Origin of the sequence: Pedobacter jejuensis (assembly GCF_003725795.1) — a bacterium.
GTDB classification, from domain to species: domain Bacteria; phylum Bacteroidota; class Bacteroidia; order Sphingobacteriales; family Sphingobacteriaceae; genus Pedobacter; species Pedobacter jejuensis.
Genome location: NZ_RBEE01000004.1, coordinates 58,222 through 83,878, shown reverse-complemented (window position 1 = coordinate 83,878; position 25,657 = coordinate 58,222). Strand labels below are relative to the sequence as shown.

The 25,657-nt window shown below is 35.6% G+C and carries 18 protein-coding genes; 12 read left to right on the top strand and 6 right to left on the bottom strand.

From position 1 onward, the window contains the following. Nucleotides 1-5: 5 nt before the first annotated feature. From rhaM to D7004_RS02975, 4 genes are all read left to right on the top strand, one after another. Nucleotides 6-320, top strand: a complete 315-nt coding sequence (rhaM, locus tag D7004_RS02990; RefSeq protein ID WP_123204391.1) for an L-rhamnose mutarotase — start codon at nt 6-8, stop codon at nt 318-320. A 28-nt stretch (nt 321-348) separates the two neighbouring features. After that, nucleotides 349-2,316, top strand: a complete 1,968-nt coding sequence (locus tag D7004_RS02985) for a glycoside hydrolase family 127 protein (protein WP_123204390.1) — start codon at nt 349-351, stop codon at nt 2,314-2,316. Nucleotides 2,317-2,460: 144 nt separating this feature from the next. Continuing rightward, the gene (locus D7004_RS02980; RefSeq protein ID WP_123204389.1) at nt 2,461-3,504 is read left to right on the top strand and encodes an NAD(P)-dependent alcohol dehydrogenase; all 1,044 of its coding nucleotides are present in this window, start codon (nt 2,461-2,463) and stop codon (nt 3,502-3,504) included. A 1,907-nt stretch (nt 3,505-5,411) separates the two neighbouring features. Beyond that, complete coding sequence (locus tag D7004_RS02975; RefSeq protein WP_123204388.1) at nt 5,412-5,615, top strand: Sec-independent protein translocase subunit TatA/TatB; 204 nt, start codon at nt 5,412-5,414, stop codon at nt 5,613-5,615. Between the two features lie 104 nt (nt 5,616-5,719). On the opposite strand, the gene D7004_RS02970 is transcribed toward D7004_RS02975, so the two are convergent. From D7004_RS02970 to D7004_RS02960, 3 genes are all read right to left on the bottom strand, one after another. Next, nucleotides 5,720-6,439: a 3-keto-disaccharide hydrolase gene (locus D7004_RS02970; RefSeq protein ID WP_123204387.1), complete on the bottom strand. Its 720-nt coding sequence runs from the start codon at nt 6,437-6,439 to the stop codon at nt 5,720-5,722. A gap of 339 nt (nt 6,440-6,778) precedes the next feature. Further along, nucleotides 6,779-7,978, bottom strand: a complete 1,200-nt coding sequence (locus D7004_RS02965) for a sugar transferase (protein ID WP_208646779.1) — start codon at nt 7,976-7,978, stop codon at nt 6,779-6,781. 2 nt (nt 7,979-7,980) lie between these two features. Then, entirely contained in the window at nt 7,981-8,385 is a 405-nt protein-coding gene (locus D7004_RS02960; protein ID WP_123204386.1) for a response regulator transcription factor, read from the bottom strand. A 722-nt stretch (nt 8,386-9,107) separates the two neighbouring features. Between D7004_RS02960 and D7004_RS02955 the strand changes: the two genes are divergently transcribed. After that, nucleotides 9,108-12,554: a PAS domain S-box protein gene (locus D7004_RS02955; protein WP_123204385.1), complete on the top strand. Its 3,447-nt coding sequence runs from the start codon at nt 9,108-9,110 to the stop codon at nt 12,552-12,554. An 81-nt stretch (nt 12,555-12,635) separates the two neighbouring features. On the opposite strand, the gene mgrA is transcribed toward D7004_RS02955, so the two are convergent. The 3 genes from mgrA to D7004_RS02940 form a co-directional block, all read right to left on the bottom strand. Beyond that, a complete protein-coding gene (mgrA, locus tag D7004_RS02950) occupies nt 12,636-13,634 on the bottom strand; it encodes an L-glyceraldehyde 3-phosphate reductase (protein WP_123204384.1) in 999 nt (332 codons plus the stop codon). Nucleotides 13,635-13,751: 117 nt separating this feature from the next. After that, a complete protein-coding gene (locus D7004_RS02945) occupies nt 13,752-14,978 on the bottom strand; it encodes a metallophosphoesterase (protein ID WP_123204383.1) in 1,227 nt (408 codons plus the stop codon). A gap of 102 nt (nt 14,979-15,080) precedes the next feature. After that, nucleotides 15,081-16,577, bottom strand: a complete 1,497-nt coding sequence (locus tag D7004_RS02940) for an ATP-binding protein (protein ID WP_167459383.1) — start codon at nt 16,575-16,577, stop codon at nt 15,081-15,083. A gap of 385 nt (nt 16,578-16,962) precedes the next feature. On the opposite strand from D7004_RS02940, the gene D7004_RS02935 reads away from it, so the two are divergent. From D7004_RS02935 to D7004_RS02905, 7 genes are all read left to right on the top strand, one after another. After that, complete coding sequence (locus tag D7004_RS02935) at nt 16,963-17,409, top strand: RrF2 family transcriptional regulator (RefSeq protein WP_123204381.1); 447 nt, start codon at nt 16,963-16,965, stop codon at nt 17,407-17,409. Between the two features lie 234 nt (nt 17,410-17,643). Beyond that, nucleotides 17,644-19,737 carry a HEPN domain-containing protein gene (locus tag D7004_RS02930; RefSeq protein WP_123204380.1) on the top strand — a complete coding sequence of 698 codons (2,094 nt, stop codon included), beginning with the start codon at nt 17,644-17,646 and terminating at the stop codon, nt 19,735-19,737. Nucleotides 19,738-19,893: 156 nt separating this feature from the next. Further along, nucleotides 19,894-20,664: a uroporphyrinogen-III C-methyltransferase gene (gene cobA / locus D7004_RS02925; protein WP_123204379.1), complete on the top strand. Its 771-nt coding sequence runs from the start codon at nt 19,894-19,896 to the stop codon at nt 20,662-20,664. Further along, a complete protein-coding gene (locus D7004_RS02920) occupies nt 20,648-22,159 on the top strand; it encodes a TSUP family transporter (RefSeq protein ID WP_123204378.1) in 1,512 nt (503 codons plus the stop codon). Before cobA ends, D7004_RS02920 begins: the two co-directional genes overlap by 17 nt. Next, entirely contained in the window at nt 22,160-22,879 is a 720-nt protein-coding gene (locus D7004_RS02915; protein ID WP_167459382.1) for a phosphoadenylyl-sulfate reductase, read from the top strand. It abuts the gene before it with no gap. Between the two features lie 322 nt (nt 22,880-23,201). Beyond that, nucleotides 23,202-24,107 carry a sulfate adenylyltransferase subunit CysD gene (gene cysD / locus D7004_RS02910; protein ID WP_123204377.1) on the top strand — a complete coding sequence of 302 codons (906 nt, stop codon included), beginning with the start codon at nt 23,202-23,204 and terminating at the stop codon, nt 24,105-24,107. Nucleotides 24,108-24,260: 153 nt separating this feature from the next. Then, entirely contained in the window at nt 24,261-25,511 is a 1,251-nt protein-coding gene (locus D7004_RS02905; RefSeq protein WP_123204376.1) for a sulfate adenylyltransferase subunit 1, read from the top strand. Nucleotides 25,512-25,657 lie beyond the last annotated feature (146 nt).

Genomic DNA, 25,657 nt, shown 5'->3' with positions numbered 1-25,657 from the left:
AAGATATGGCTAGAATAGCGTTTAAAATGAAATTGTTTGCAGGATACGAAGAGGAATACAAAAAAAGGCATACCGAAATCTGGCCTGAATTGGTTAATCTATTAAGCGCAACCGGAATAAGTGATTATTCTATTTTTTTTGATGAAACGACCAATGATTTGTTTGGGGTTTTAAAAGTGGAAAATCCTGAATTGATGAGTAATTTACCAGCTCAACCTATCATGCAAAAATGGTGGGCTTACATGGGCGATATTATGGAGAGCAATACTGATAATTCTCCTGTGTCTATTCCTTTAAAAGAAGTGTTTTATTTGCCATAAGCGCATTATAATTAAAATTTTTATCATCATGAGATACACAATTTTCGTCTTTTTACTACTTACGAAATTTACTTTCGCACAAAATCTTCATGATTATAAAATCAACCCAATTCAGTTTAATAAGGTAAAACTGAATGACAAATTTTGGCTTCCGCGGATTGAAACCAATAAAAATGTAACCATTCCAACATCATTCGCTCGCTGCGAAACCACAGGAAGAATTAAAAATTTCGAAATGGCTGCGGCCAAAAAAGGCAAATTTTGTACAGCTTATGTGTTTGATGATACGGATATTTATAAAACCATCGAGGGTGCGTCATATTCTTTAGCGGTTTATCCTGATGCAAAGTTAGATGCCTATTTGGATTCCCTAATCAATGTGGTTTCCAAAGCTCAGGAACCTGACGGATATTTATATACTGCCCGAACAATTGATCCAGCAAATCCACCATCGTGGTCGGGAAAGGATAGATGGATTAATGAATCAAATATGAGCCATGAATTGTACAATTCTGGTCATTTAATCGAGGCTGCGGTAGCACATTATCAATCTACCGGGAAGAAAAACCTTTTAAATATTGCCATAAAAAATGCAAATCTTTTGGTAGCAACTTTTGGCGATAATAAGCAAAGTGTAGCGCCAGGACATGAGATTGTAGAAATGGCGTTGGTGAGGCTATATCGAGCAACTTCAAATGAAAGTTATTTAAAACTGGCAAAGTTTTTTATCGATCAAAGAGGCAAAAAAAAGTATGATTTTCAGGATAATAATCCATGGAAAAATGGGAAATACTGGCAAGATAACGAACCTGTTATAAACCAAGATGAAGCTGTTGGACATGCAGTTAGAGCTATGTATTTGTATGCTGGTATGGCTGATGTGGCTGCTTTAACCGGCGACCCAGCCTATATTAAAGCTATCGATAGAATCTGGGAGAACATGACCAGCAAAAAAATGTATGTGCAAGGTGGAATAGGTGCAGTACCCGATGGTGAGCGGTTTGGTAATAATTACGACTTACCAAATGCTACTGCCTACAACGAAACTTGTGCAGCCATTGGAAATGTGTACTGGAATCAGCGTATGTTTTTATTACACGGCGATTCAAAATACATCGATGTGATGGAAAAGGTATTATACAACGCCTTACTCTCAGGTGTTGGTTTAGATGGTAAGTCTTTTTTCTATACCAATGCAATGCAAATTATTAATAGAGTAACACATAAAGATGCAGAACCGGCTAGGTCTGGCTGGTTTGAATGCTCTTGCTGCCCGACAAATATGGCTAGGTTTTTACCATCCTTACCTGGCTACATTTATGCACAGTTGAACAATCAAATCTACATTAACCTTTTTGTAGCCAGTTCAACAGAGTTGGAGGTTAACAATGAAAAAGTAAAAATTAGTCAAAACAATAATTATCCTTGGGATGGAAACCTTAGCATTAGTGTTGACCCAGTCATTGCAACACAGTTTAGTCTTAATTTGCGGTTACCAGGATGGGTTAGGGAAGAGGCAATTCCATCAGACTTATACAAGTTTAAAACAGACAAAAAACAAGCCTTTCAAGTTTCAGTAAATGGTAAAAAAGCCAATTATCGTATGGAAAAGGGATATGTTATAATCGACCGTAAATGGCAAAAAGGAGATAAGGTTGAATTCATCTTGCCGATGCAGGTTAAGAAAATAATTGCAAATGAACAATTGGTTGATGATAAAGGAAAGATTAGTTTGCAACGCGGTCCGCTAATGTTTTGCGGCGAATCAATTGATAATGATGGTGTTATCGCTTCAATAAAAATTCCATCTAATGCTAAATTTACAGCCAACTTCTCCCCAGATATTTTAAACGGAATAATTAAGCTTAAAACTCCTGCAATTAATTCATTATCAAGTGTCGCTCAAAAGAATGTTGAACTTACGGTAATACCATATTACGCTTGGGCAAATCGAGGAAAGGGAGAGATGAGCGTTTGGTTTGCAGAAGCAAAATAATATTCAGGCTTCAAATTGCTTTAAATTCATTGTTATGTAATTTCAAACCATTGTTTGAATATCGTAATCTATTCTTTGATTTCTGTAAGAATTATTTAACAATTGCACGTTATTTTTGTTGTGGTATAGTAAATTAAAATTATTATGATAACAACAAAAGGATATGCGGCTCAAACAGCCGAAACAGACCTTGCACCATGGACTTTCGAGCGTAGAGAAGTTGGTCCACATGATGTACAGTTCGAAATACTTTTCTGTGGCGTTTGTCACTCAGATCTTCATCAAATTAAAAACGATTGGTTCCCGGGTATTTTTCCAATGGTTCCTGGTCACGAAATTGTTGGTCGTGTTATTAAGGTAGGAGATCATGTTAAAAAATTCAAAGTTGGCGATTTAGCCGGAACAGGTTGTATGGTAGATTCTTGTCAGGTTTGCGAAAACTGCAAGCAAGATTTAGAACAATACTGCTTAGAAGGAAATACGCAAACATACAATGGTTTAGAAAGAGATGGCAAAACACCTACTTACGGTGGTTATTCTGATAACATTGTAGTTAGAGAAGAGTTTGTTTTAAACATCTCTGATAAATTGGATTTGGCAGCTGTTGCACCATTATTATGTGCTGGTATAACAACTTACTCACCATTACGCCATTGGAAAGTTGGTAAAGGGCATAAATTAGCTGTATTAGGTCTTGGTGGTTTAGGACACATGGCAGTTAAATTTGGCGTTGCTTTTGGCGCTGAAGTTACAGTTTTAAGTACTTCACCAAAAAAAGAAGAAGATGCGAAAAAATTAGGTGCTCATCATTTTGTTGTAACCTCAGATCCAGCTCAGATCAAAGCGGCAGTAGGAACGTTTGATTTCATTTTGGATACGGTTTCTGCTGAACATGATTTCAATATGTATCTATCTCTTTTAAGAACAAACGGTACACATATTTGTGTAGGTGTACCACCAAAACCTGCAGAAATTGCTGCGTTTAGTTTATTAGGTGGCAGAAAAAGCCTTGCTGGTTCTGGTATCGGTGGTATAAAAGAAACACAGGAAATGCTTGATTTTTGTGCTGAAAACAATATCGTTTCTGATATCGAAATGATTGATATGAAAGATATTCAAACCGCTTACGAACGTATGCAAAAAGGTGATGTTCGTTACAGATTTGTAATTGACATGGCAACATTGTAATAATTTTTTGTATTCAAACAAAAGGTTGTATCACAGCGATTTATAAACTTGCCTCATTAAGCTTGTTGAGTGATTTGTAATTAATTTTACATTCCTTATTAAGCTTAGCTTAGTAAGTTTAGATTGTTGATACAACCTTTTTTGATTTCCCTTCATTAATAACGAGATGTTGATGATTCAACTATCCTTCAAATTATCAATTAGCAGCTTTTTTTTAGTTAACGTCACCTGAATTTATTTCAAGGTCTTTTGTGCGGGAAAGATGCTAAAATAAATTTTGCAAGACGTTTCATATAAGCGATACTGCGATAAAACAGCAAGCTTATTAAGTTTAAGAAATGAACTCATTTTAATATAAAATCCTCCCCCTTGCCCTCTCCAGAGGGTGATACATGGTGCAGATAGCGATGTGCAAGAAAAGATCAGAATCCACAGAGAACACAAAGTTAGCCAGATCATTCTTTACCATATAAGACATTTAAGAACATATAAGCTTGCCCAAAAAAACTAACCGAAGAAAACCTTCCCTTTGTTTTTAAACCTGATAAAAGCGGCAGCCCCGAATTTTTCTATGAGGGCTAAAGCGGTTAGCGGGGCTGCAACCCCCAATGAAATGCTAACGATAATTTCCAAAAAAATAAAGCTTAAATTATAGCAACTTTTAGATATTGGCATGTAAAAAAGATAAGAATCTTAATGTAAAACTGTCACGCTCTTCAGAGGGGATACATGGTGCAGATAGTAATGTGCAAGGAAGAGACCAGCATTATTAAAGCTGCTTTTCTTAGTTAACGTCACCCTGAATTTACTTCAGGGTCTTTTGCAATAAAGATGCTAAAATAAATTGAGCAACACGTTTCATACAAGCAATACCGCGATAAAACAGCAAGCTTATTTAGTTTAAGAATTGAACTCATTTTAATATAAAATCCTCCCCCTTGCCCCCTCCAGAGGGGGATAAGTGGTGCAGATAGCGATGTGCAAGAAAAGATCAGAATCCACAGAGAACACAAAGTTAGCCAGATCATTCTTTACCATATTAGACATTTAAGAACATATAAGCTTGCCCAAAAAAACTAACCGAAGAAAACCTTCCCTTTGTTTTTAAACCCGATAAAAGCGGCAGCCCCGAATTTTTCTATGAGGGCTAAAGCGGTTAGCGGGGCTGCAACCCCCGATGAAATACTAACGATAATTTCCATAAAAAATAAAGCCTAAATTATAGCAACTTTTAGCTATTGGCATGTAAAAAAAGATAAGAATCTTAATATAAAACCCTCACGCTCTCCAGAGGGGGATAAGTGGTGCAGATAGCAATGTGCAAGGAAAGATCAGAATTTACAGAGAACACAAAGTTAGCCTGGTAATTCTTTACCATATAATAAATTTAAGAACATATAAGCTTGCGAGAAAAAACTAACCGAAGAAAACCTTCCCTTTGTTTTTGAACCCGATAAAAGCGGCAGCCCCGAATTTTTCTATGAGGGCTAAAGCGGTTAGCGGGGCTGCAACTCCCAATGAAATGCTAACGATAATTTTCAAAAAAATAAAGCTTAAACTATAGCAATTTTTGGATATTGGCATATAAAAAAGATAAGAATATTAATGTAAAACCCTCACTCGTATCAGTGGTGGATACATGGCGCAAATAGCAATGTGCAAGGAAGAGATCAGCATTAGTAAAGCTGCTTTTCTTAGTTAACGTCACCCTGAATTTATTTCAGGGTCTTTTGTGCAGGAAAGATGCTAAAATAAATTCAGCAAGACGTTTCGTGCAGGCAATACGATGATAAAATAGCAAAATATTAAGTTTTAGAATCGAACTCCGGATAATAATTAATTTAATTTTTTTATTAAGAACCAATCATCAATTTTATGCGTATGTTTAATTATATAAATACTTAGATATGTTAAATACTACAATCGCCGCCCTGCTAGGAGGCCCTGAAATGATTTTGATAGCCGTAGGTGTACTTTTGCTTTTCGGTGGTAAGAAAATTCCTGAATTGATGAAAGGATTAGGAAAAGGTATAAAAGAATTTAAAAACGGACAAGACGGTATTGATGAACAAGATGTTAAAAAAGAAGCTAAACCGGCTTCTACAATATAATATCTGTTTCAATATCTTAACATTATAAAATAAAAAAACTGGTTTGCATTGCAAACCAGTTTTTTTTATGGGTTAATTTTTCAGGCCAATAAATTGTCAACCGCCTAAAGTTGTCTTATTTTAATATTTCTCCATTGGCTCGAACCAGGATGCTCTTGTAATGCAATTTTGCCTTTTGCAACTTTGGCAAAATCTGCAAAGGCTTTATCTTTAAATTTGCTTCCTTCTACCAATTTATTCCATTCTTCACTACCAATTTGGCCATCGAAGGTTTTTGTTCCGTTTAGGTAGAACGTTAAGTGTCCTTTGTTTTGAATTAACCTAACCATGTTCCATTCGCCAACTGGTTTTGGTTTAGAAACTGTTGCATCGCCCGACATATCGTACAAGCAACCAGCAAGATGATTCTGTTTCTTATTATCATCTGCATTGATATTATCTAAAACCTGCATTTCAGGTCCGGTTAAATAGGTAGCACGGTATTTAGGGTCTTCCTGGATATCGAAAATAATACCGCTATTACCGCCTTTGGATATTTTCCACTCCAGATTCAACTCATAATTTTCGTACGATTCGTTAGTCACTAGATCACCACCACCATTTCTTGGTTTAGACGGATCAAATACAATTGCACCATCTTGAACGGTCCATTTAGAACCAACTGTATCTCTTAAATAAGTGTGCCAGCCTTTGGTTGTCTTTCCGTCAAACAAAAGTTTCCAACCTTTTTTTATTTCTTTTTTGGTTAAAGTATTTGGCATTTGTGCCATGCTTACGCTGCAAAACATAACAAATATTGTGAAAACTAGTAATGCTCTTTTCATTGGTTTTTAGTTTTTTATTTCGAAAGTAATAAATAGTTTCAATATTTATTTGTTTCTAATAAATTGCGTTAAGACTGTTACAAATCGTTTTAGTCATATATTCTCAATAGTTAGGAAGAGACTGTCTAATAAATCAATTGGTCTTTGGGGCTTGTCGCGTTGAGCTTTTCGAAACGCTTATAAAAGGAAGTTTTTTATAAGTCTTTAAAAAGGATTAGGATGACATTCCATATTAATTAGTCGGCCCCAAAAGAATTACTTATCAAAATTTAAAAAAAGAAATACTTTTTAATGAAGGATACAGAAAGGGAATGTCTGGAGTTTTTAAGAAAAATTCTGTTAAACATTTTCTTTTTGCAACAATGCAGGAATTGTTTTCAATATCAATTTAATGTCGTTAACAAAGCTTTGGTTTTTAGCATAAGTATTGTCGAGCATTAATCGTTCATCTTCACTCATATCGCCTTTACCGCGTTTTTCAACCTGCCATAAACCTGTTATGCCGGCTGGTGCAGCAAAACGAAGTACATACTTATCGGTTGTTAGTTTCTCAGCCTCATAAAGCGGCAGTGGGCGATTACCCACAATGCTCATATCACCAATTATAACGTTCCACAATTGAGGTAATTCATCGATACTTGTGTTTCGTATAAAGTTGCCAACTTTGGTAATTCTTGGGTCGTTCTTTATTTTAAAAAATGCCGAACCAGAACTTGCCATTTTAGAATCTTTAAAATCTTTTTCGCACCATTGGATGTTATCTGCGTAAAGTGGATATTGACACTTGCCCTCTGCAGCACATTGGCTACAATGCGTTTCTCTTATTTTTTCTGTTGTATCCTTAACTCCTGCATCGATATCGTATTGATTTAAATGTTTTAAATCTTTAATGCGTTGGTCGGCATTTACAAACATCGATCTAAATTTATAAAACTTAAAAACCTTAAAACCCGTTCCAGCTCTTAGAGAATAATAAAACACAGGACCTTTAGATTCCATTTTAATCATTATGTAAATGATTAAAAACAAAGGAGATAAAAAGAAAAGTGCTAAACCAGCAAAAAACACATCAAAAGTTCTTTTTGCAAAACCTATGTTTTTTATTGGCGGTACTTTTGGTATGATGTTGTCTTTTAATAAATTCCAGTTATCAATTAAAAAATTAACACGTTTTTCAATCCGCTTAGCTTTTAATGGAATTCTAAATACATCAGATATTCCTGCCGTCAAAGCTAGTTTTCTTAAATTAGGATTAAAGTAATTTACAACTAAAAAGAAGGGTACAGCCGGAAGCGCTCTTTTTTTAAGCGTTTCTATTAAAGCTAAACCTGCCGGAGCCATAATTTCGCTATATGATATGATGGCAACGATATTTATATTATGATCTGACCAAGCAGATACCATTTTCATTCCGTTTTCAAAATGTACCACTTCTTTATTATTGAAGTTGCATTCTGCAAACATTTCTGAGAAAGCATTTTCGAAACCAACCAACGCAATTGTTGGTGCACCTTGAGTAGCGTAAATATTTTCACTCATCGTTAAGTAGTCAATTTACCCATTCTTCTTAATACTACTCTAATCCTAGCTTCTAATTCGGCTGGGTTAAAAGGTTTAACAATAAAATCATCAGCACCGGCATCCAAACATTTTATTCTTTTATCGGAACTTTCCTCGCCAGAAAGAATGATAATAGGAATGGAATTAAAAAAATCGCTAACTTTTACTTGTTCTATTAATTCTAAGCCATTAAGTTTTGGTGTATTTAAATCTGCAATAACAACATCCGGAATGTTTCCGTTCTGGAGGTAACTTAAAGCATCCAATCCGTTTGATCTCATTTCTACCGTATATGTAGCGCATAAAATTTCTTCGAGTATAGCCTGCATAAAAACGTCATCCTCAACGATTAAGATTTTTATTGTCCTTGTACCTGATAAATTCATTTTTTGGGATGTGGTTTAAACTATGCGTTCTACTAACGTAAAAACGCAACTTCGGGTTTTTTAGTCAAAAATATTGATTAGAGTTTAAGGGATAGTAATTTATAAATCAATAATTTATGTACTTAAATTTCGAAACATAACTTAAGCCCTTTAGGCACTTGCTGATAAACACTGCCTGAAAGCTGCCGAGATTTTTTAAACTGTAAGCTAATAGTCGGGACGAAAATAGGTTTCATTTTAGTTGTTGGGCTTTAATAAAAAACCGTATCGTTCATAAAGTATGCCAAACTAGTCAAATAATAATATAAAAGACTGTGCAGAATACTTGTAATGAAATAAATAGGATGATTATATTTCTGCAATTATAGAGAAAAGCAGGCTAATTACAAACTCCTTTTAAGTAAAATAATGCTATTTTTTTTTTTAATTTGATGAAAACAATATTTGTTAGCGAAATAAGTCATATTTCAGCGCTTTACCCTATTTTTTTTTGACGAAGTGCCAAAAACATTAAATTCATTTTATGTGTTAAGTACAAATAAAATCAGCTATTTATAATATTAAAAATTAATCACATATCTTTAATTTTTAGTTCGCTTCATTAAGCATTTGTTTTTTGTAAGAACTAAAATAGCTTGTTTTTTTTAAGCAATAATCATCCACTAACTATTAACCTCTCTTTGGGGCGTAAAAACTTCAAAAACTAAATATTATTGAAAAATATGGGCAAATCTTTGTTTTTATTTAACAAAAATCAACTAAACCGTTTACTACCATTTTACATATTAATTAATAGCGATTTAACTGTCGATGCTAGCGGCTCTGGTTTCGGACAGTTAAATATAGATGTGAACAACAAGCATTTCAAAGAAAATTTTGTAATCGAAAATTTTGAAGATGAGGTGATTAATACCGATTTATTAAAATTTATTGGTACAGGCCGAGCAAAAATTTTATTAAAATCTGATTTGACAAAGTATATCGATGGTTATTTCGAATTCTTTGATGATGAAAATCTGATTTTATTTGCTGGTAAAGAAATAGTTGATGCTGTAAAAATTGAAACACCTGTAAAACCAGTCTCTAGCAGAGCTCAGCAAGAACAATTACTTATTTTATCTCAAATTGCTGAGGTTAACACCAATACTGTTATCATTACCGATAGTAAAGACATCATTACCTGGGTAAATCAAAGTTTTACAACCATGACAGGTTATTCCTTTGATGAAGCTATCGGAAGAAAACCCGAACATTTGCTCCATGGTTCTAAAACCAATCAACAAACTTTAGATTATTTAAACAAACAGGTACAAAACGGGCAATCTTTTAGTGCAGATATTTACAATTACTCCAAATCTGGCGTTCCATATTGGGGCCGCATTAAAGGTCAGCCGATACACAATAGCAAAGGTGATGTAACTGGGTTTTTTGCTCTAATAGAAGATATTACAAGCGAGAAAGAAGCTCAAGAAGAGTTAAAGGATTCTGAAAACAGATTTAGAGTTGCTTTAGAAAAAATAGGAAACGTTTGGGAACACGATTTTGTTACTGGCAGAACTTTCTTCTCTAAAACGAATAACGAATTTTGGGGTTACGAGGAGGATGAACTGGAAAGAATGGAATTAAACTGGTGGGATAATGTACATAAAGATGATTTTCATTTATTGCTAAAAAACTTTAAAGCATACAGACGAGGTGCTATAGATTCTCACAATGAAGAATACCGGATAATACACAAAAATGGTGATGTAAAATGGATTTTAGATCGTGGTGTTGTCATCGAAAAAGATGAGCAAAACAGACCTTTAAGAGTTGTTGGTACCCACACTGATATAACACCAATTAAACGCACCGAACAGGAATTAGAGCAAAGAGTTAGGCAATTTAAATCGCTTTCAGAAAATATTCCTGGTGTAATTTATGAGTACGAATATAGAGAAGATGGAACAGACGGTTTAAGATATATAAGTCCGGCTATTAAACGTGTTTTCGGTATCACACCTGATGAATTCTGGTTTCAGAAATACATATCACCTGAAGATCAGGAAAGAATAAGCCAAAAGCAAGAACATAGCATGACTACATTAGAGCCATTCTATGATGAAACTGAAATTATCATTCCAGGCTTAAGTACCAGATGGTATGCCATGCATTCTTCTTATTCTTACACCGACCAAAATAACGCCAAGGTGTTTACAGGTTTCATGTCTGATATTACAGAGCGCAAAGCCATTGAAGAATCTTTACGAATAAATGAAGAAAAATACCGTAGCATTTTAGCCAATATGAAGCTGGGCTTGCTCGAGGTAGATAACGAAGGCAAAATAACCTACGCAAACAATAGCTTTTGTTACATGAGTGGATACACCATGCCAGAGCTTATTGGTAAGTTTACAGATAAATTATTTCTTGCAGAAGATAGTTCGGAAGCGGAACGAGAAAAATGGAGAAATAGGGAAAAAGGACTCGGTGATGCCTATGAGGTTGAAACCAAAGATAAAAAAGGCAATAAAAAATGGTGGTTAATTAGTGGTGCCCCACGTTATAATGATAAAGCAGAACTTGTTGGTTCTATAGGCATTCACTTAGATATTACAGATCAGAAAATTCAGGAAACAGACCTTGTCGAAGCTAGGATAGAAGCAGAACAATCTGCATATTCTAAGGAAATTTTTCTGGCCAATATGAGTCATGAAATCAGAACGCCAATGAACGCGATTATGAGCATGGCCAGCCAACTTGCCAAAACCAATTTAGAGCCACAGCAAGAATTTTATTTAGAAACCATTCATACGGCTTCAAAAAATCTGCTTGTTATTATTAACGATGTGCTTGATTTATCAAAAATTGATGCGGGTAAATTAAGTTTAGAAAATATTGGCTTTAATCTTATTGATGTGTTGCAAAATGCAATGCAGGTAATTACCCATAAAGGGGAAGAGAAAGGTTTGGATCTTAATAATTTCTATTTCGATGGAAATATCAACAAGGTTTTAATTGGCGATCCTTACCGTTTAAATCAGATTTTATTAAACCTGATGACTAATGCCGTAAAGTTTACTGAGAAAGGTTCTGTTGATTTGATTTGTAAGGTTATAACAGATAAGCCAAATTCTCAGGTCATTCATTTTTCTGTAGTAGATACAGGCATCGGGATGGAAGAATCTTTTGTTAAACACCTTTTTGAAAAATTTAGTCAGGAATATGAATCTGTTAGTCGCAAATATGGTGGTACAGGTTTAGGAATGAGCATTTGTAAGGAATTGGTAGAGCAAATGGGTGGTGAAATTTTTGTTGAAAGCAAAAAAGGTTTCGGTTCTACAATCTCCTTTATTATAGAGTTTCAAAAAGGGGCAACTGAAGATATGCCTGAAAAAGCAGAAACCGAATTTAGTGAAGATTTTTTGGTTGGTAGGAAGGTGCTTGTTACCGATGATAATGACTTGAACCGCCTTGTTGCATCAATTCTTCTGTTGGATTATGGTGCTACCGTAATGGTTGCAGAAAATGGGGAAATAGCTTTAGATATGATATCAAAAGAGAATTTTGATGTTATTTTGATGGATATTCAAATGCCTATAATGAACGGATATGAAACCACCAGGAAGATTCGGAAAACGGGTAGTACCATTCCTATTATTGCATTAACGGCATCGGCCATAAAAGGCGAACGCGAAAAATGCATTGCCTGCGGTATGAATGATTACATTACAAAACCAATTAATGAAGAAGAGTTTCTAAAAACTATTGATAAGTGGATTGTCACAGAGGAAGAAATTCAAGAAGAATCGGATATGGAACAATCACTACAAGAAGAAGATCTTTATGATTTATCTGGATTAAGGGCAATTAGCAAAGGCAGAGAGGCATTTGTTAAAAAAATGGTTGATATGTTTTGCGAGCAAACGCCGATAACAGTTAAAGAAATGATTGATGCTTACCATGAAAACGATTTGGAGCAAATGGGAGCGATAGCACACAAACTCAAATCCAACATTGATAATCTAAACATTGTTTCCCTTCAAAAAATCATTAGAGATATTGAAAGTACTGGACGTGAAAGATTAGAAAACCCTTCATTACCAACCGCTTTGAAAGACACGGAAACAATAATTTCTAGAGTTGTAGAAGAGCTTAAAAAAGAATTTCCCGATGAGGAAGCAAATTAAAATGTAAGGGTTTTTAAAATGCCATACCAAGCTTTAATTAGAAAAGATTAGTATGGCATTTTAGTTTGAATGTGTTCCCTTTTAACTTTTTCCCGCCAAAATTGAATCAATTTCTTTCAACTCTTCGCTGCTAAAACTAATGTTATTCAAACCCTCAAGCGAATCAATAATTTGTTCTAATTTACTCGCACCGATAAGAACGGACGTTACACGGTCATCTTTTAGTAACCATGCAATTGCCATTTGAGCCAATTTTTGATTTCTTGATTTAGCAACTTCGTTTAGTTTTGATATGACGGCAAGTTTTTCGGGCGTTAAATTCTTTTCATTCAGAAAAACACCACTTGTAGCAACTCTAGAATCTGCAGGAATGCCATGTAAATATTTATCAGTAAGTAAGCCTTGGGCAAGAGGAGAGAAGGGAATACAACCAACTCCATGTTCTTTTAAAACATCCATTAAACCATCTTCAACCCAACGTTCAAACATCGAATATTTTGGTTGATGAATTAAACAGGGCGTTCCCATTTCTTTTAGTAATCGAAAAGCTTTTTCGGCATCTTGTGCTTGATAATTTGATATGCCAACATACAATGCTTTACCTTGTTGAACGATTAAACTTAAAGCAGCCATAGTTTCTTCTAAAGGCGTATCCGGATCAGGACGATGGTGATAGAAAATATCGACGTAATCAAGTTTCATGCGTTTTAAACTCTGATCTAAACTAGATATCAAATACTTTTTCGAACCCCATTCTCCATAAGGTCCATCCCACATCTTATAACCTGCTTTAGATGATATGATCATTTCATCGCGATAGCTTTTAAAATTTTCCTTTAGAATTTTGCCGAAAGTTTCTTCTGCCGAGCCCGGCGGCGGACCATAATTGTTTGCTAAATCAAAATGTGTAATTCCTTTGCTAAATGCAGTTGCAATTAAATTTTTACTGTTTTCGTAAACATTTACATGCCCGAAATTATGCCATAAGCCAAGAGATAATGCTGGTAATTTTAAACCGCTATTACCGCAACGGCGATAAATCATCGATTCGTAGCGGTTTGTTAAATCTATAGTGTTCATAAATTTTAGTGACTAAATATTTGGACGTAAATTAAGATAATTATCTCTTGAATTGAGACAAATTTAAATTGTTGATTACGGAGCAATCTCAAAAAATGAAATATCAACTTAAATAATTTATGCTTTCCTTTTCAATTCTATAACTGTAATTTCTGGCCAAATACCAATGCGACCAGAGAAACCTAAAAAGCCAAAACCTCTGTTAATATTTAAAACACGATTATTTTCTGATTTTAAGCCAGCCCAATGTTTATACCTGTATTTCACCGGGCTCCATTTTATACCGAAAGCTTCGATGCCAAATTGCATGCCATGGGTATGACCTGCAAGTGTAAGCTGAATTTTCGATGGAAATTGCTTTACCTTGGCATCCCAATGTGATGGATCGTGTGATAAAAGTATTTTAAAATCATTCTTTTGCGTGTGCTGAAGTGCTTTATTCAAATCTCCACGTTCGCCAAAACCAATTCCCCAGTTTTCTACTCCTGCGAGTATAATTTTTTCTCCATTTTTTTGGAGTTCTACATGTTCATCCAACAATAATTTAAAACCTAGTTCAGCATGATAAGCCTTTAATTGCTGCAAATTTTTGATTTTATCAGCTTCAGTTGGCCATTTAACGTAGTCGCCATAATCATGATTGCCAAGAACAGAAAACTGCCCGAAGGGTGCTTGAATTTGGGAAAAATGTTTTAGATATGGAACAATTTCTGAGGCAGCATTATTCACCAAATCGCCAGTGAAAACAAATAAATCGCTCTTTTGTGCATTAATTAAATCTATTCCTTTCTGCACAGCTTTTGGATTTGTAAAACTTCCGGCATGCACATCAGATATTTGAGTTAGCGTAAATCCATTAAAACTTTCAGGTAAATCATCAAAGTATAAAGTGTGTTTAATTACGCGATAAGCATATTTGCCTCGGGTTATGCCGTAAATAAAAAGTACTACGGTTAAACAAAACATCACTAATGCAAAATCTACCCAGTATGTGCTTCTTGCAAACCAATGAAAACCTTCCGGTTGAAAGTTTGATGTTAAACTTAAAAACAAACGGTAGATATCTCCTAGGAGAAGAAATGCTGCGAAAATTAATTCGGCAACAAAAACAGTTAAAAATAAATGACTGGCAATTTGAAAATACTTATCCATGCCACCACTTCCTTTAATTCTTTGGATGGTTAACAGCAGCGATGTTATTAAAAATGCAATAAAGCCCCAAAAAATTGGCGTTAATAATTTAGAACTTATTATGGTTGATAATCCTGAAAAAATACAAGCGTTTAATAAAATAAATAATGCAGCGATTGCTATTATGGGTATTAAGTTGAATCTTCTCTTCATTAAGATAAAATATAAGATGTAAAATTATATTTTATTGAGAGATTATAAGGTTTATAGAACTAATGAGGATTTATTTTACCATCTGTTGATTAATAGACACTTCTATGTCCATCTGATTAGTATCGTCCTTAAATCGGCAAGCGTAAATGGTTTTGCTAAAAAGTCTTTCATCCCGGCGTTCAAACAAGCAATTCTATCGCTTTCCATTACATTTGCACTGCAACCAATTATTATTGGTGCCGCCGAATCTTTATTTGCGAATTGTTCTAATATCTTTCTTGTAGCGGTTACGCCATCCATTTCTGGCATTTGCATATCCATTAAAATAACATTGTAGAAGCTATCTTCAATCTTTTCTAAAGCTTCTAAGCCGTTGCTTGCCACATCAAAATCATAGCCCGATTTTTTCAACATTTTTGATGTTATTACCTGATTAAAAACATTATCGTCTGCAATAAGAATTTTAATTCCTGATACTGGAGTTGTTTTGGTTATCACATCTTCCATCATATTCTGTGGAAGAATATCTAAACGCTCAATGGGCAAGCTAAGTGTGAACTCGCTGCCTTTTCCAATTTGGCTATTGGCAGTAATATTCCCACCCATCATTTCTGCAAGCTTACTGCATATTACTAGTCCTAAACCTGCACCACCAAACTTTCTGGTTATGGACTGATTTACCTGAGAAAAGGGTAAGAAAAGCTTGTTCATATCTTCATCTTCTATTCCAATTCCTGTATCTTTTATTGTTGATGTAAGTACATCATCTCCAGATGATTGATGATACTTAACAATTAAATTAACTTCGCCCTTTTCGGTAAATTTAATGGCATTGCTTAGCAGGTTAATTATAATTTGTTTGTATTTAATTTCATCCGTAATAATGGTTTGAGGTAAAGTTTCATCGATTGTTAAATTGTAGCTCAGGTTTTTGTTTTTAAGCATTGGCCTAACAACATCACCAATATCTTGAAGGGTTTTCTTTATGTTAAATGGATGTTTATGAATTTCCATTTTATTGGCTTCAATTTTTGAGATATCCAATATATCGTTCACAACATCAATCAAAATGCTATTACTGGCTTGTAGCGTATTTAATAATTGCGTTTGTTCATCATCGAGTTTACTCATTTTTAACAATTCAGAAGCACCAATTATCCCGTTAAGCGGCGTTCTAATTTCATGACTCATATTTGTTAAAAATGTAGATTTGGCTTGTGTGGCCGCCTCGGCAGCTTCTTTGGCTATGATGAGTTTCCGTTGAGAATTTTCTAACCGCTCTGTACTTTTTATTAATAAAAATCTTTCGTAATCTGCAACATTGCGGTACATAATCAACATAAAAATCATCATAAATGAAATGATGAAAAACGAAAGGATTAAATCAAAATTTCTGGCAAATTCATTAGGATATGGAACTACCAATGCCGGAAATAAATATTCTAAAGCAATACACAAACCTGCAGTTGCAATAAAAAATAGTATAAATAATAATCTCGAATTTTTGGATAGAGAAAGTACAGCAACACTCAAGTAAAAAACTAGAAATATAGGTGTAGAACCTTGCGAACCTGCATTTAAAAACCATGAGGGCAGCATGGTTATACAGTTAAATATAAAGTAAATAAGCCGTCCCTTTTCCGAAACTTTATCTTTTAAGGCATAAAAGTAAAAGAAGGAATGAACAATAAGATAGAAGACAATTAATAAATTGATAGTCCAAATTAAGCCTAAAAACAAATTGCAAACTATGCTAATAAGGGAAATGATAATCAGGCATAAACAAAGTACCGCAAACAACTTCGATTCGATGCTAATCTCGCGGTTTCCTATGTTTAATATTTTAATCTTCTTCAGCATTATTATACCGGTTTCCTATTATGGATAAGTTACTTAGCTATTTTTGCAATTATGCACTATTGCAACGTTTAATAATATATCGTTGTTTTAATTATTACTTACTTTTATTAGCTTTGTATGATATATGCTATCCAAAAAGACAAAATACGCCATTAAAGCACTCGTTGCACTTGGCAAAAATTTAGAAAAACCTCCGATGCAAATTTCCAAAATCGCTGAAGAGGAGCATATTCCTAAAAAATTCTTAGAGCAAATTCTGTTAGATTTACGTAATGCCGGCTTTCTTTACAGTAAAAAAGGTGCAGGTGGCGGTTACAGCTTAAATAAAAAACCCGAAGAAATCTTACTGGTACAGGTAATGCGTGTTACCGACGGCCCAATTGCCATGGTTCCATGTGCAAGCTTAAATTTTTACCACAAATGTGATGAATGTGTGGATGAAAAAACCTGCGGAATTAGAAGTGCATTTATCGACGTTAGAGATGCAACACTTAAAGTTCTTAGCGAAACTAGCATTGCTGATGTTATCGGTAGAGAAGACACTTTAAAATCTGAAATAAATATTTTGTAAAAACTCATTTTTATAATCCAATAAAATTCTTTTCACAAAAATTACGACTATTCCTATATACTTTATATATTTGACAGATGAACTTCAGATTTATAACTAAGGATATGGTTGCCCAAATGATGCGCTGTTGTACTAAAACAAAGTAGGTGAGGGTATAAGGTAATTTATAGGTATAAATATTGGATGCTTCTCGTTTAAAGAGAGGCATTTTTTGAATAAAGCTAACAACACAATATGCAAAGTTTCAGAACAGAACTCGAAAACAATATCGTCGAGCAGGACATTATTGACTTAGAGAACAAGATAAAAGCTTTTCGTGATGGAACCATCCACGATGAGAAATTTAGAAGTTTACGCTTAGCCCGCGGAGTTTATGGTCAGAGACAGCCAGGTGTACAGATGATTCGCATTAAATTGCCATTTGGAAAGGTAACTTTTAAGCAATTATTACGCATTGCTGATATTGCTGATGAATATGGTAGCGGCAATTTGCACCTAACAACCCGTCAGGATATTCAATTGCATTATGTAAGTTTAGATAAAACGCCAGAGCTTTGGGCTAAACTGGAGCAGGATGATATTACACTTCGTGAAGCTTGTGGCAACACAGTTCGTAATGTAACGGCATCGCCAAATTCGGGCATCGATAAAGATGAACCTTTTGATGTTTCTCCTTATGCACATGCCGTTTTCAAGTATTTTTTGCGCAACCCGATTTGCCAGGAAATGGGCAGAAAGATTAAAATTTCTTTCTCTTCCAGTGATAAAGACACCGCTTTCAGTTATATCCACGATTTGGGTTTTATCCCAAAAATAAACGAAAATGGTGAGCGTGGCTTTAAGGTTTTATTTGCAGGCGGTTTAGGTGCTCAACCATTTTTAGCCAATGCTATTCACGATTTTTTACCTGAAGACCAGCTTATTTCTTTCACAGAATCAGTATTACGCGTATTCGACCGTTATGGCGAACGTAGCAATAGAAATAAAGCCCGCTTAAAATATTTAGTTCAAAAATTGGGTTTGGAAGAGGTTTTGCGTTTGGTTGCCGAAGAACGAATTGCCAATAAAGTGAAAACCTTTAAAATAGATACAGATACCGTTCCTCAACCAGAGTTACCTTTGGAACAAAACTACGGAGCGGTTGACATTCTAAACGAAACGCATTACAAACATTGGTCGGCAACGAATGTTGTGGCGCAAAAGCAAGATGGCTTTTATGCCGTTTATGTAAAAGTTCAGGTTGGCGATATCAAAACCGATAAGGCCAGAGCTTTTGTTGAGGCCATTAAGCCTTACGTTGCCGATGAAATCAGAATTACGCAAAACCAGGGTTTGCTTTTAAAATATGTAAGAGAAGAGGCTTTGCCTTCTTTATATGTAGCCTTAAATAAAATTGGTTTTACTACAGCAGGGTTTGATAGTTTGGCAGATATCACAACCTGCCCTGGAACAGATACTTGTAATTTGGGCATCTCCAACTCTATGACTTTAGCCGAGATTTTAGAAGATGTGATTTATACAGATTTCCCTGAATTTATTTATGAAAAAAACATCAAAATAAAAATCAGTGGTTGCATGAATTCTTGCGGTCAGCATGGTTTGGCAGAGATTGGTTTTCATGGAAGCTCGGTAAAAGCCGAAGGTAAAGTTGTTCCGGCAGTGCAGGTTATGCTTGGCGGTGGAACGGTTGGAAATGGAGTGGGTAGAGTAGCAGAACGGGTAATCAAAGTTCCATCAAAAAGAGCAACAAGCGTTTTGCATTTCATTTTGAATGATTTTAAAGCGAACAATGAAGAGAACGAAAACTTCCATCAATATTATGATAGAAAGGGTAAAGACCATTTTTATCAGTTGCTAAAACCTTTGGCCGATTTAACCAATCTTCAACAGGAAGAATTTGTGGATTGGGGTCATGTAGAGCAGTTTGTTACTGCAATTGGTGTTGGGGAATGTGCTGGGGTAGTCATTGATTTGGTGGCTACATTGCTGCTAGAGGCTGATGAGAAATTCGGTTGGGCAAAGCAAAATTTAGAAAATGGTGCTTACGCTGATGCAATTTATCATACTTACAGCACTTTCGTTAGCGCAGCAAAATCTTTGCTTTTAGATAAAGGTGTGAACAGCAGCACTCAGGTTGGCGTAATCAGAGAATTTGATAATCACTATGTGGAAACAGGGGAGTTTAATTTATCGACTAACTTTTCAGATTTGGTTTTACAAATTAACAAGAACGAACCTACTGCAGAATTTGCGCAAAAATATTTTAATGAAGCTGAGGCATTTTTGAATCAGATTAAGGGAAAGAGAAATGAGAGAATTAGAGATTGATAGAATTAATGATTGATAGAATGAGTGATTGAGAGAATTATATAATGTATGCAAATCGCTATAAGAACATTCACTCATCCACTCATTCAAAATTCAATAATTAGTTATTAAAGAATTCACTCATCCAGTCATTCAAAATTCAATAATTAAAAAACTATGGTTAATCAAAATAAAGAATCAAAAATTACGCTTTTAGGTGCTGGTCCGGGTGACCCGGATTTGCTGACCTTGAAAGGTGTTAAAGCTTTGCAAGCAGCAGATGTGGTATTGTATGATGCCTTAACCAATGAGGCCTTATTAGAACATGCTCCAGCTGAGGCCATAAAAGTTTACGTTGGCAAGCGTTCTGGAGAACATTCTTATCCACAAGAAACGATTAATAAACTGATGATTGATTACGCCTTGAATTATGGGCATGTGGTACGCCTAAAAGGTGGCGACCCATTTGTTTTCGGCAGAGGATATGAGGAATTGGATTATGCGGCATCTTACAGCATTCCGGTGGATGTGATTCCGGGTATTTCGAGTTCAATCGGTGTTCCAGGTTTACAACAAATCCCCGTTACACACCGTGGATTGAGCGAGAGTTTTTGGGTAATTACAGGTACAACTACATCTGGCGAAGTCTCTAACGATATTTATCAGGCAGCAGAATCAAATGCAACGGTTTTAGTATTAATGGGTTTGAAAAAATTGGCGAAAATCGTTGAGATTTTTAAAGCCGCAGGAAGACATCATTTGCCTGCAGCGGTAATTCAAAATGGTTCTTCGGAAGATGAGAAATTAGTGGTTGGCGTGGTAGAAACCATCGAGAGTTTGGTTCAGCAAAACAACATTAAAGCGCCCGCACTTTTAATTTTTGGTGAAGTGGTTTCTTTACATCCATCATTTAAAAAATTAGTAAAACAATATGCAAGTATTGCCTAACCAACCTAATGATACAGCATCTTTCTCAGAAAAGGAGAAAGGGAATCAGCTTTTTCCGGTTTTTGTAAAACTGAACAAGTTGCGTACATTATTAATTGGTGCAGGAAATATTGGTTTGGAGAAGCTAACGGCGATTGTAAATAATAGTCAGCAGGCTAAAATTACCATAGTTGCCGAGAACGTTTCGCCAGAGGTTTATGCGTTAATAGCAAATTTTCCTCAAATAAAAATAAAGCAAAAAAGTTTTGATGTTACTGATTTGGAAAACATCGATATTGTTTTTGCGGCCACAAACAACAATATTTTAAACGAAGAAATTAGAGCGGTAACGCATGAAAAAGGTTTGCTGATAAATGTTGCAGATAAGCCAGATTTATGTGATTTCTACTTGGGTTCAATTGTGCAGAAAGGCGATTTAAAAATTGCTATTTCTACCAATGGAAAATCGCCAACCATCGCCAAGCGTTTAAAACAGATTTTGAATGAGGGTTTGCCAGCAGAACTAGACGAAACGCTACAAAATATGAGTGCTTTGCGCCAAACTTTAAACGGCGATTTCTCGGCAAAAGTCAAAAAACTAAATAAGGTTACACGGAGTTTAATCAATCCTCGAAAAAGCTTTGCTGAACGCAATATTAAGTGGCTTATTTGGGTGGCATCAATTTTATTAATCGGTGCAATTGGTTTTTCTTTATGGAACACGGAACCCGAATTTCAAACTTTCTTAATCAATATCGACCCATTATTTTATTGGTTTTTAGGTGCAGGATTTGTATTTGCATTGATAGATGGTGCCATCGGCATGTCGTACGGGGTAACTACCGCATCATTCTCATTAGCAATGGGTTTGCCGCCTGCATCGGCAAGTATGGCCATTCACATTTCTGAAGTAATGAGCAATGGTATTGCAGGCTGGATGCATTACCGAATGGGTAATGTAAATTGGAAATTATTCAAAATACTCATTATTCCTGCAATTGTTGGTGCAGTTTTAGGTGCTTTTATTTTATCATCATTAGAACATTATAGTTCATATGTAAAGCCGATAGTGGCAGTTTACACACTGTTTTTGGGTGGTGTAATTTTGATGAAAGCATTTAATATCAAACGAAAAAAGGCAAACGAAAAGATAAAAAGAATTGGCTTACTGGGATTTGTAGGTGGTTTTATTGATGCTGCTTTTGGTGGCGGTTGGGGTTCAATCGTATTATCAAGCTTAATTGCTGGCGGTCGGCACCCGTTATTTTCTTTGGGTACGGTAAAAATCAGCAGGTTTTTTATCGCAACATTAAGTTCACTAACCTTTTTTACGATGTTGGGCGGTAAACATTGGGAGGCCGTTTTAGGCTTAATTATTGGAAGTGCGGTAGCATCGCCTATTGCTGCAAAGGTTTCAAACAAAATTTCTGCAAAAACCATTATGGTGGCCGTTGGAATTATCGTAATGATTGTAAGTTTGCGCAGTGTAATTATGTTTATTTTAAAATTAATTTAGATGGTGAATTTATCAGAAATACAGGCAGAATTATCTGGATTAAATGTGGTAGATAAACTTAAATATTTGGCAGAAAAGTACGCCGATAATATTATCTTCTCTACGAGTTTTGGTTGGGAAGACCAGGCCATTACGCATTTAATTTTCTCGAATAATATCCCAATAAAAGTATTTACATTGGAAACTGGTCGGCTTTTTCCAGAAACATATTACGTATGGAACCGAACTTTAGAAGTGTATAACCAACCGATTTATGCTTATTATCCGCAAAATGAATTGTTGCAGGATATGGTAAATACCAAAGGACCAAATAGCTTTTACGAATCGGTTGAAAATAGAAAGGAATGTTGTTACATCCGTAAAATTGAGCCTTTGAAACGGGCGTTAAAAGGGAACAAAATTTGGGTTACGGGAATCAGGGCTGAGCAGAGCGCAAACCGTGAAGATATGCATGATTTAGAGTGGGATGAAGGCAATCAGTTGGTTAAATTCCATCCGATTTTCAACTGGACCTTAGACGATGTGAAAAATTATATTAAAGATAATAACATCGTTTATAACACTTTACATGATAAAGGTTTCCCAAGCATTGGTTGTGCACCATGTACAAGGGCTGTAGCGCCGGGGGAAGATTTTAGAGCAGGAAGATGGTGGTGGGAAGACCAGAGTAAAAAAGAGTGCGGTTTGCATGCTACTGAGGTTGAGGAAGGAAAGGTTTAGGGCTAGAAAGGTTTAAGGTAAAAGGCTAAAGCTGAAAGACTAAAGCGGAAAGACCAAAGCTGAAAGACCAAAAGCTAAAGCGATATGTATATGCACTTTGTAATTCCCCTCTTTTAGAGGGGTGCCCGCAGGGCGGGGTGTTTTTAGAAAATAAAACCTCACCTGTTTAAACGGAAGAAAATGCAACACATAAGCCAAAGCTTACACTTTGATTTAGTGAGGTAACAACAACAACAAATGATATAACAATTGGATATTTGAAAGAACAGACTATCGTAAGTCAATTCGCTCATTCAAAATTCAATCAATCAAAACTTAATAAATGAGTACGTATAATTTTGATTATTTAGATGAACTAGAGGCCGAGGCAATTCACATTTTGCGTGAAGTGGCTGGTCAGTTTGAAAAACCTGCCTTATTATTTTCTGGTGGAAAGGATTCAATTACTTTGGTTCGTTTGGCCGAGAAAGCCTTTCGCCCTGGGAAATTTCCATTTCCCTTAGTTCATATTGATACCGGGCACAACTTCGAAGAAACCATTAGTTATCGCGATAAAATGATTGAAAGAATTGGTGAGCGATTAATCATTGGCTCCGTTCAAGAATCTATCGACCAGGGAAAAGTGATTGAGCAAACGGGTAAAAATGCCAGCAGAAATGCTTTACAAACGGTTACTTTACTGGATACCATCGCCAAACATCAATTCGATGCTTGTATTGGTGGTGCCCGACGAGATGAGGAAAAAGCCAGAGCAAAAGAACGTATTTTCTCTGTTCGTGATGAATTTGGGCAGTGGGACCCAAAACGACAACGCCCTGAACTTTGGAATATTTACAACGGAAAAATCCATAAAGGCGAAAACGTTCGGGTATTTCCAATCAGCAACTGGACAGAATTAGACGTTTGGAATTACATCCGGAGAGAAAAAATTGAATTACCGAGTATTTATTTTTCTCATGAGCGTGAAGTGATTACCAGAAATGGTCAGTTAATGGCTGCATCGCCGTTTTTAAATATGGATGATGAAGATGTGGTTTTCAAAAAGCAAGTACGTTTTCGTACCGTTGGCGATATGTCTTGCACTGCCGCTGTAGAATCTGAGGCCACTTTAATCGATGATATTATTTCCGAAATCAGCGAATCTAAAATCTCCGAACGTGGCGCTCGATTGGATGATAAAGTTTCCGAAGCCGCAATGGAGGATAGGAAAAAAGGGGGATATTTTTAAGAGATTTGAGTATTGGGATGTGAGATTTGAGAACCTTGCATCTGTGTGATATCTCATATATAAAAAACCAAAAGAAATTCGAGTGTTGTGATTTGAGATTTGTGACTTACAGCGGTCTAACATCTCATATCTATTATCTCAAATCTGAAAAACATGAACATATTAAAATTTTTCACAGCAGGCAGTGTAGATGATGGTAAGAGTACTTTAATCGGCCGTTTGTTGTATGATACAGATTCCATTTTAGCCGACCAGTTAGAGGCCTTACAAAGTTCTAACCGCAAAAACGATGATGGAACTATTGATTTAGCCATTTTAACAGATGGTTTAAGAGCCGAGCGTGAGCAAGGAATTACGATTGATGTAGCTTACAAATACTTCCAAACGGAAAAGCGAAAATTCATCATAGCTGATACGCCAGGGCATATTCAATACACCAGAAACATGGTTACCGGCGCATCGACAGCGAATTTGGCCATTATTTTAATCGATGCCAGAAACGGTGTGGTAGAGCAAACCATTCGCCATTCGTACCTGGTTTCTTTATTGGGGATTAAACACATTGTAGTTTGTATCAACAAAATGGATATGGTAGATTATAGCGAGAATGTTTACAATTCAATCATCGATAAATATCAAATTCTGGCGCAACAATTAAAGCTGGTGGAGGTAAATTACATTCCGGTTAGTGCTTTGAAGGGCGATAACATTGTTCAGAATTCGGAGCGTATGGATTGGTACAAAGGCGAAAGTTTATTGCATTTCTTAGAAAAAATTGATACCGATAATTTAGATAAGTCTCAACTGGCTCGGATGCCTGTGCAATGGGTTATCCGCCCTCAAACAGAAGAACTGCATGATTACCGTGGTTATGCCGGACGGGTTTTAAGTGGTACATTTAGCTTAAATGATAAGGTTACTATTTTGCCATCAGGTGCAAGCTCAACGATAGAAAAAATCGAGTTTTTCGACCAAAATCCTGATGTTGCACATGCGGGTCAATCGGTTACCATTCATTTAAAGGATGATGTGGATATTAGTCGCGGTGATACCATTGTAAATGCTGCAGCCTTACCACAAGAATCAAAATTAATTGAGGCCGATTTATGTTGGATGGATGCCCGTGCTTTGGATACCTCGATAATGTATTTGATTCAGCATAACAGCAAAACCACCAAATGTAAAATCAGTGAAATTCTGCACAAAGTGGATATTAACACTTTAGAGAAACATGCGGCAGACGAGTTCAAACTGAACGATATTGGCAGAGTGATATTAAAAACAGCTGATGCCCTTGCTTTCGATTTATATGATGATAATCGTACCAATGGTTCGGCGATTTTGATTGATAGTCGTACGAATTTAACAGTTGGAGCGCTGATGTTTAGAGCGGCAGTTGAATAATTTAAAATTGGCAGATGTGTGATGGGCGATGTTTTTGGCAAAATTCTAAAGAACCATAACCAAATATCATAATGAAAACTCTAAATTTAGAGGGAAAGCAATTTCAGCGGGGCATCGGTAACGATAGCCCCGTTTTTCTTTTAGAT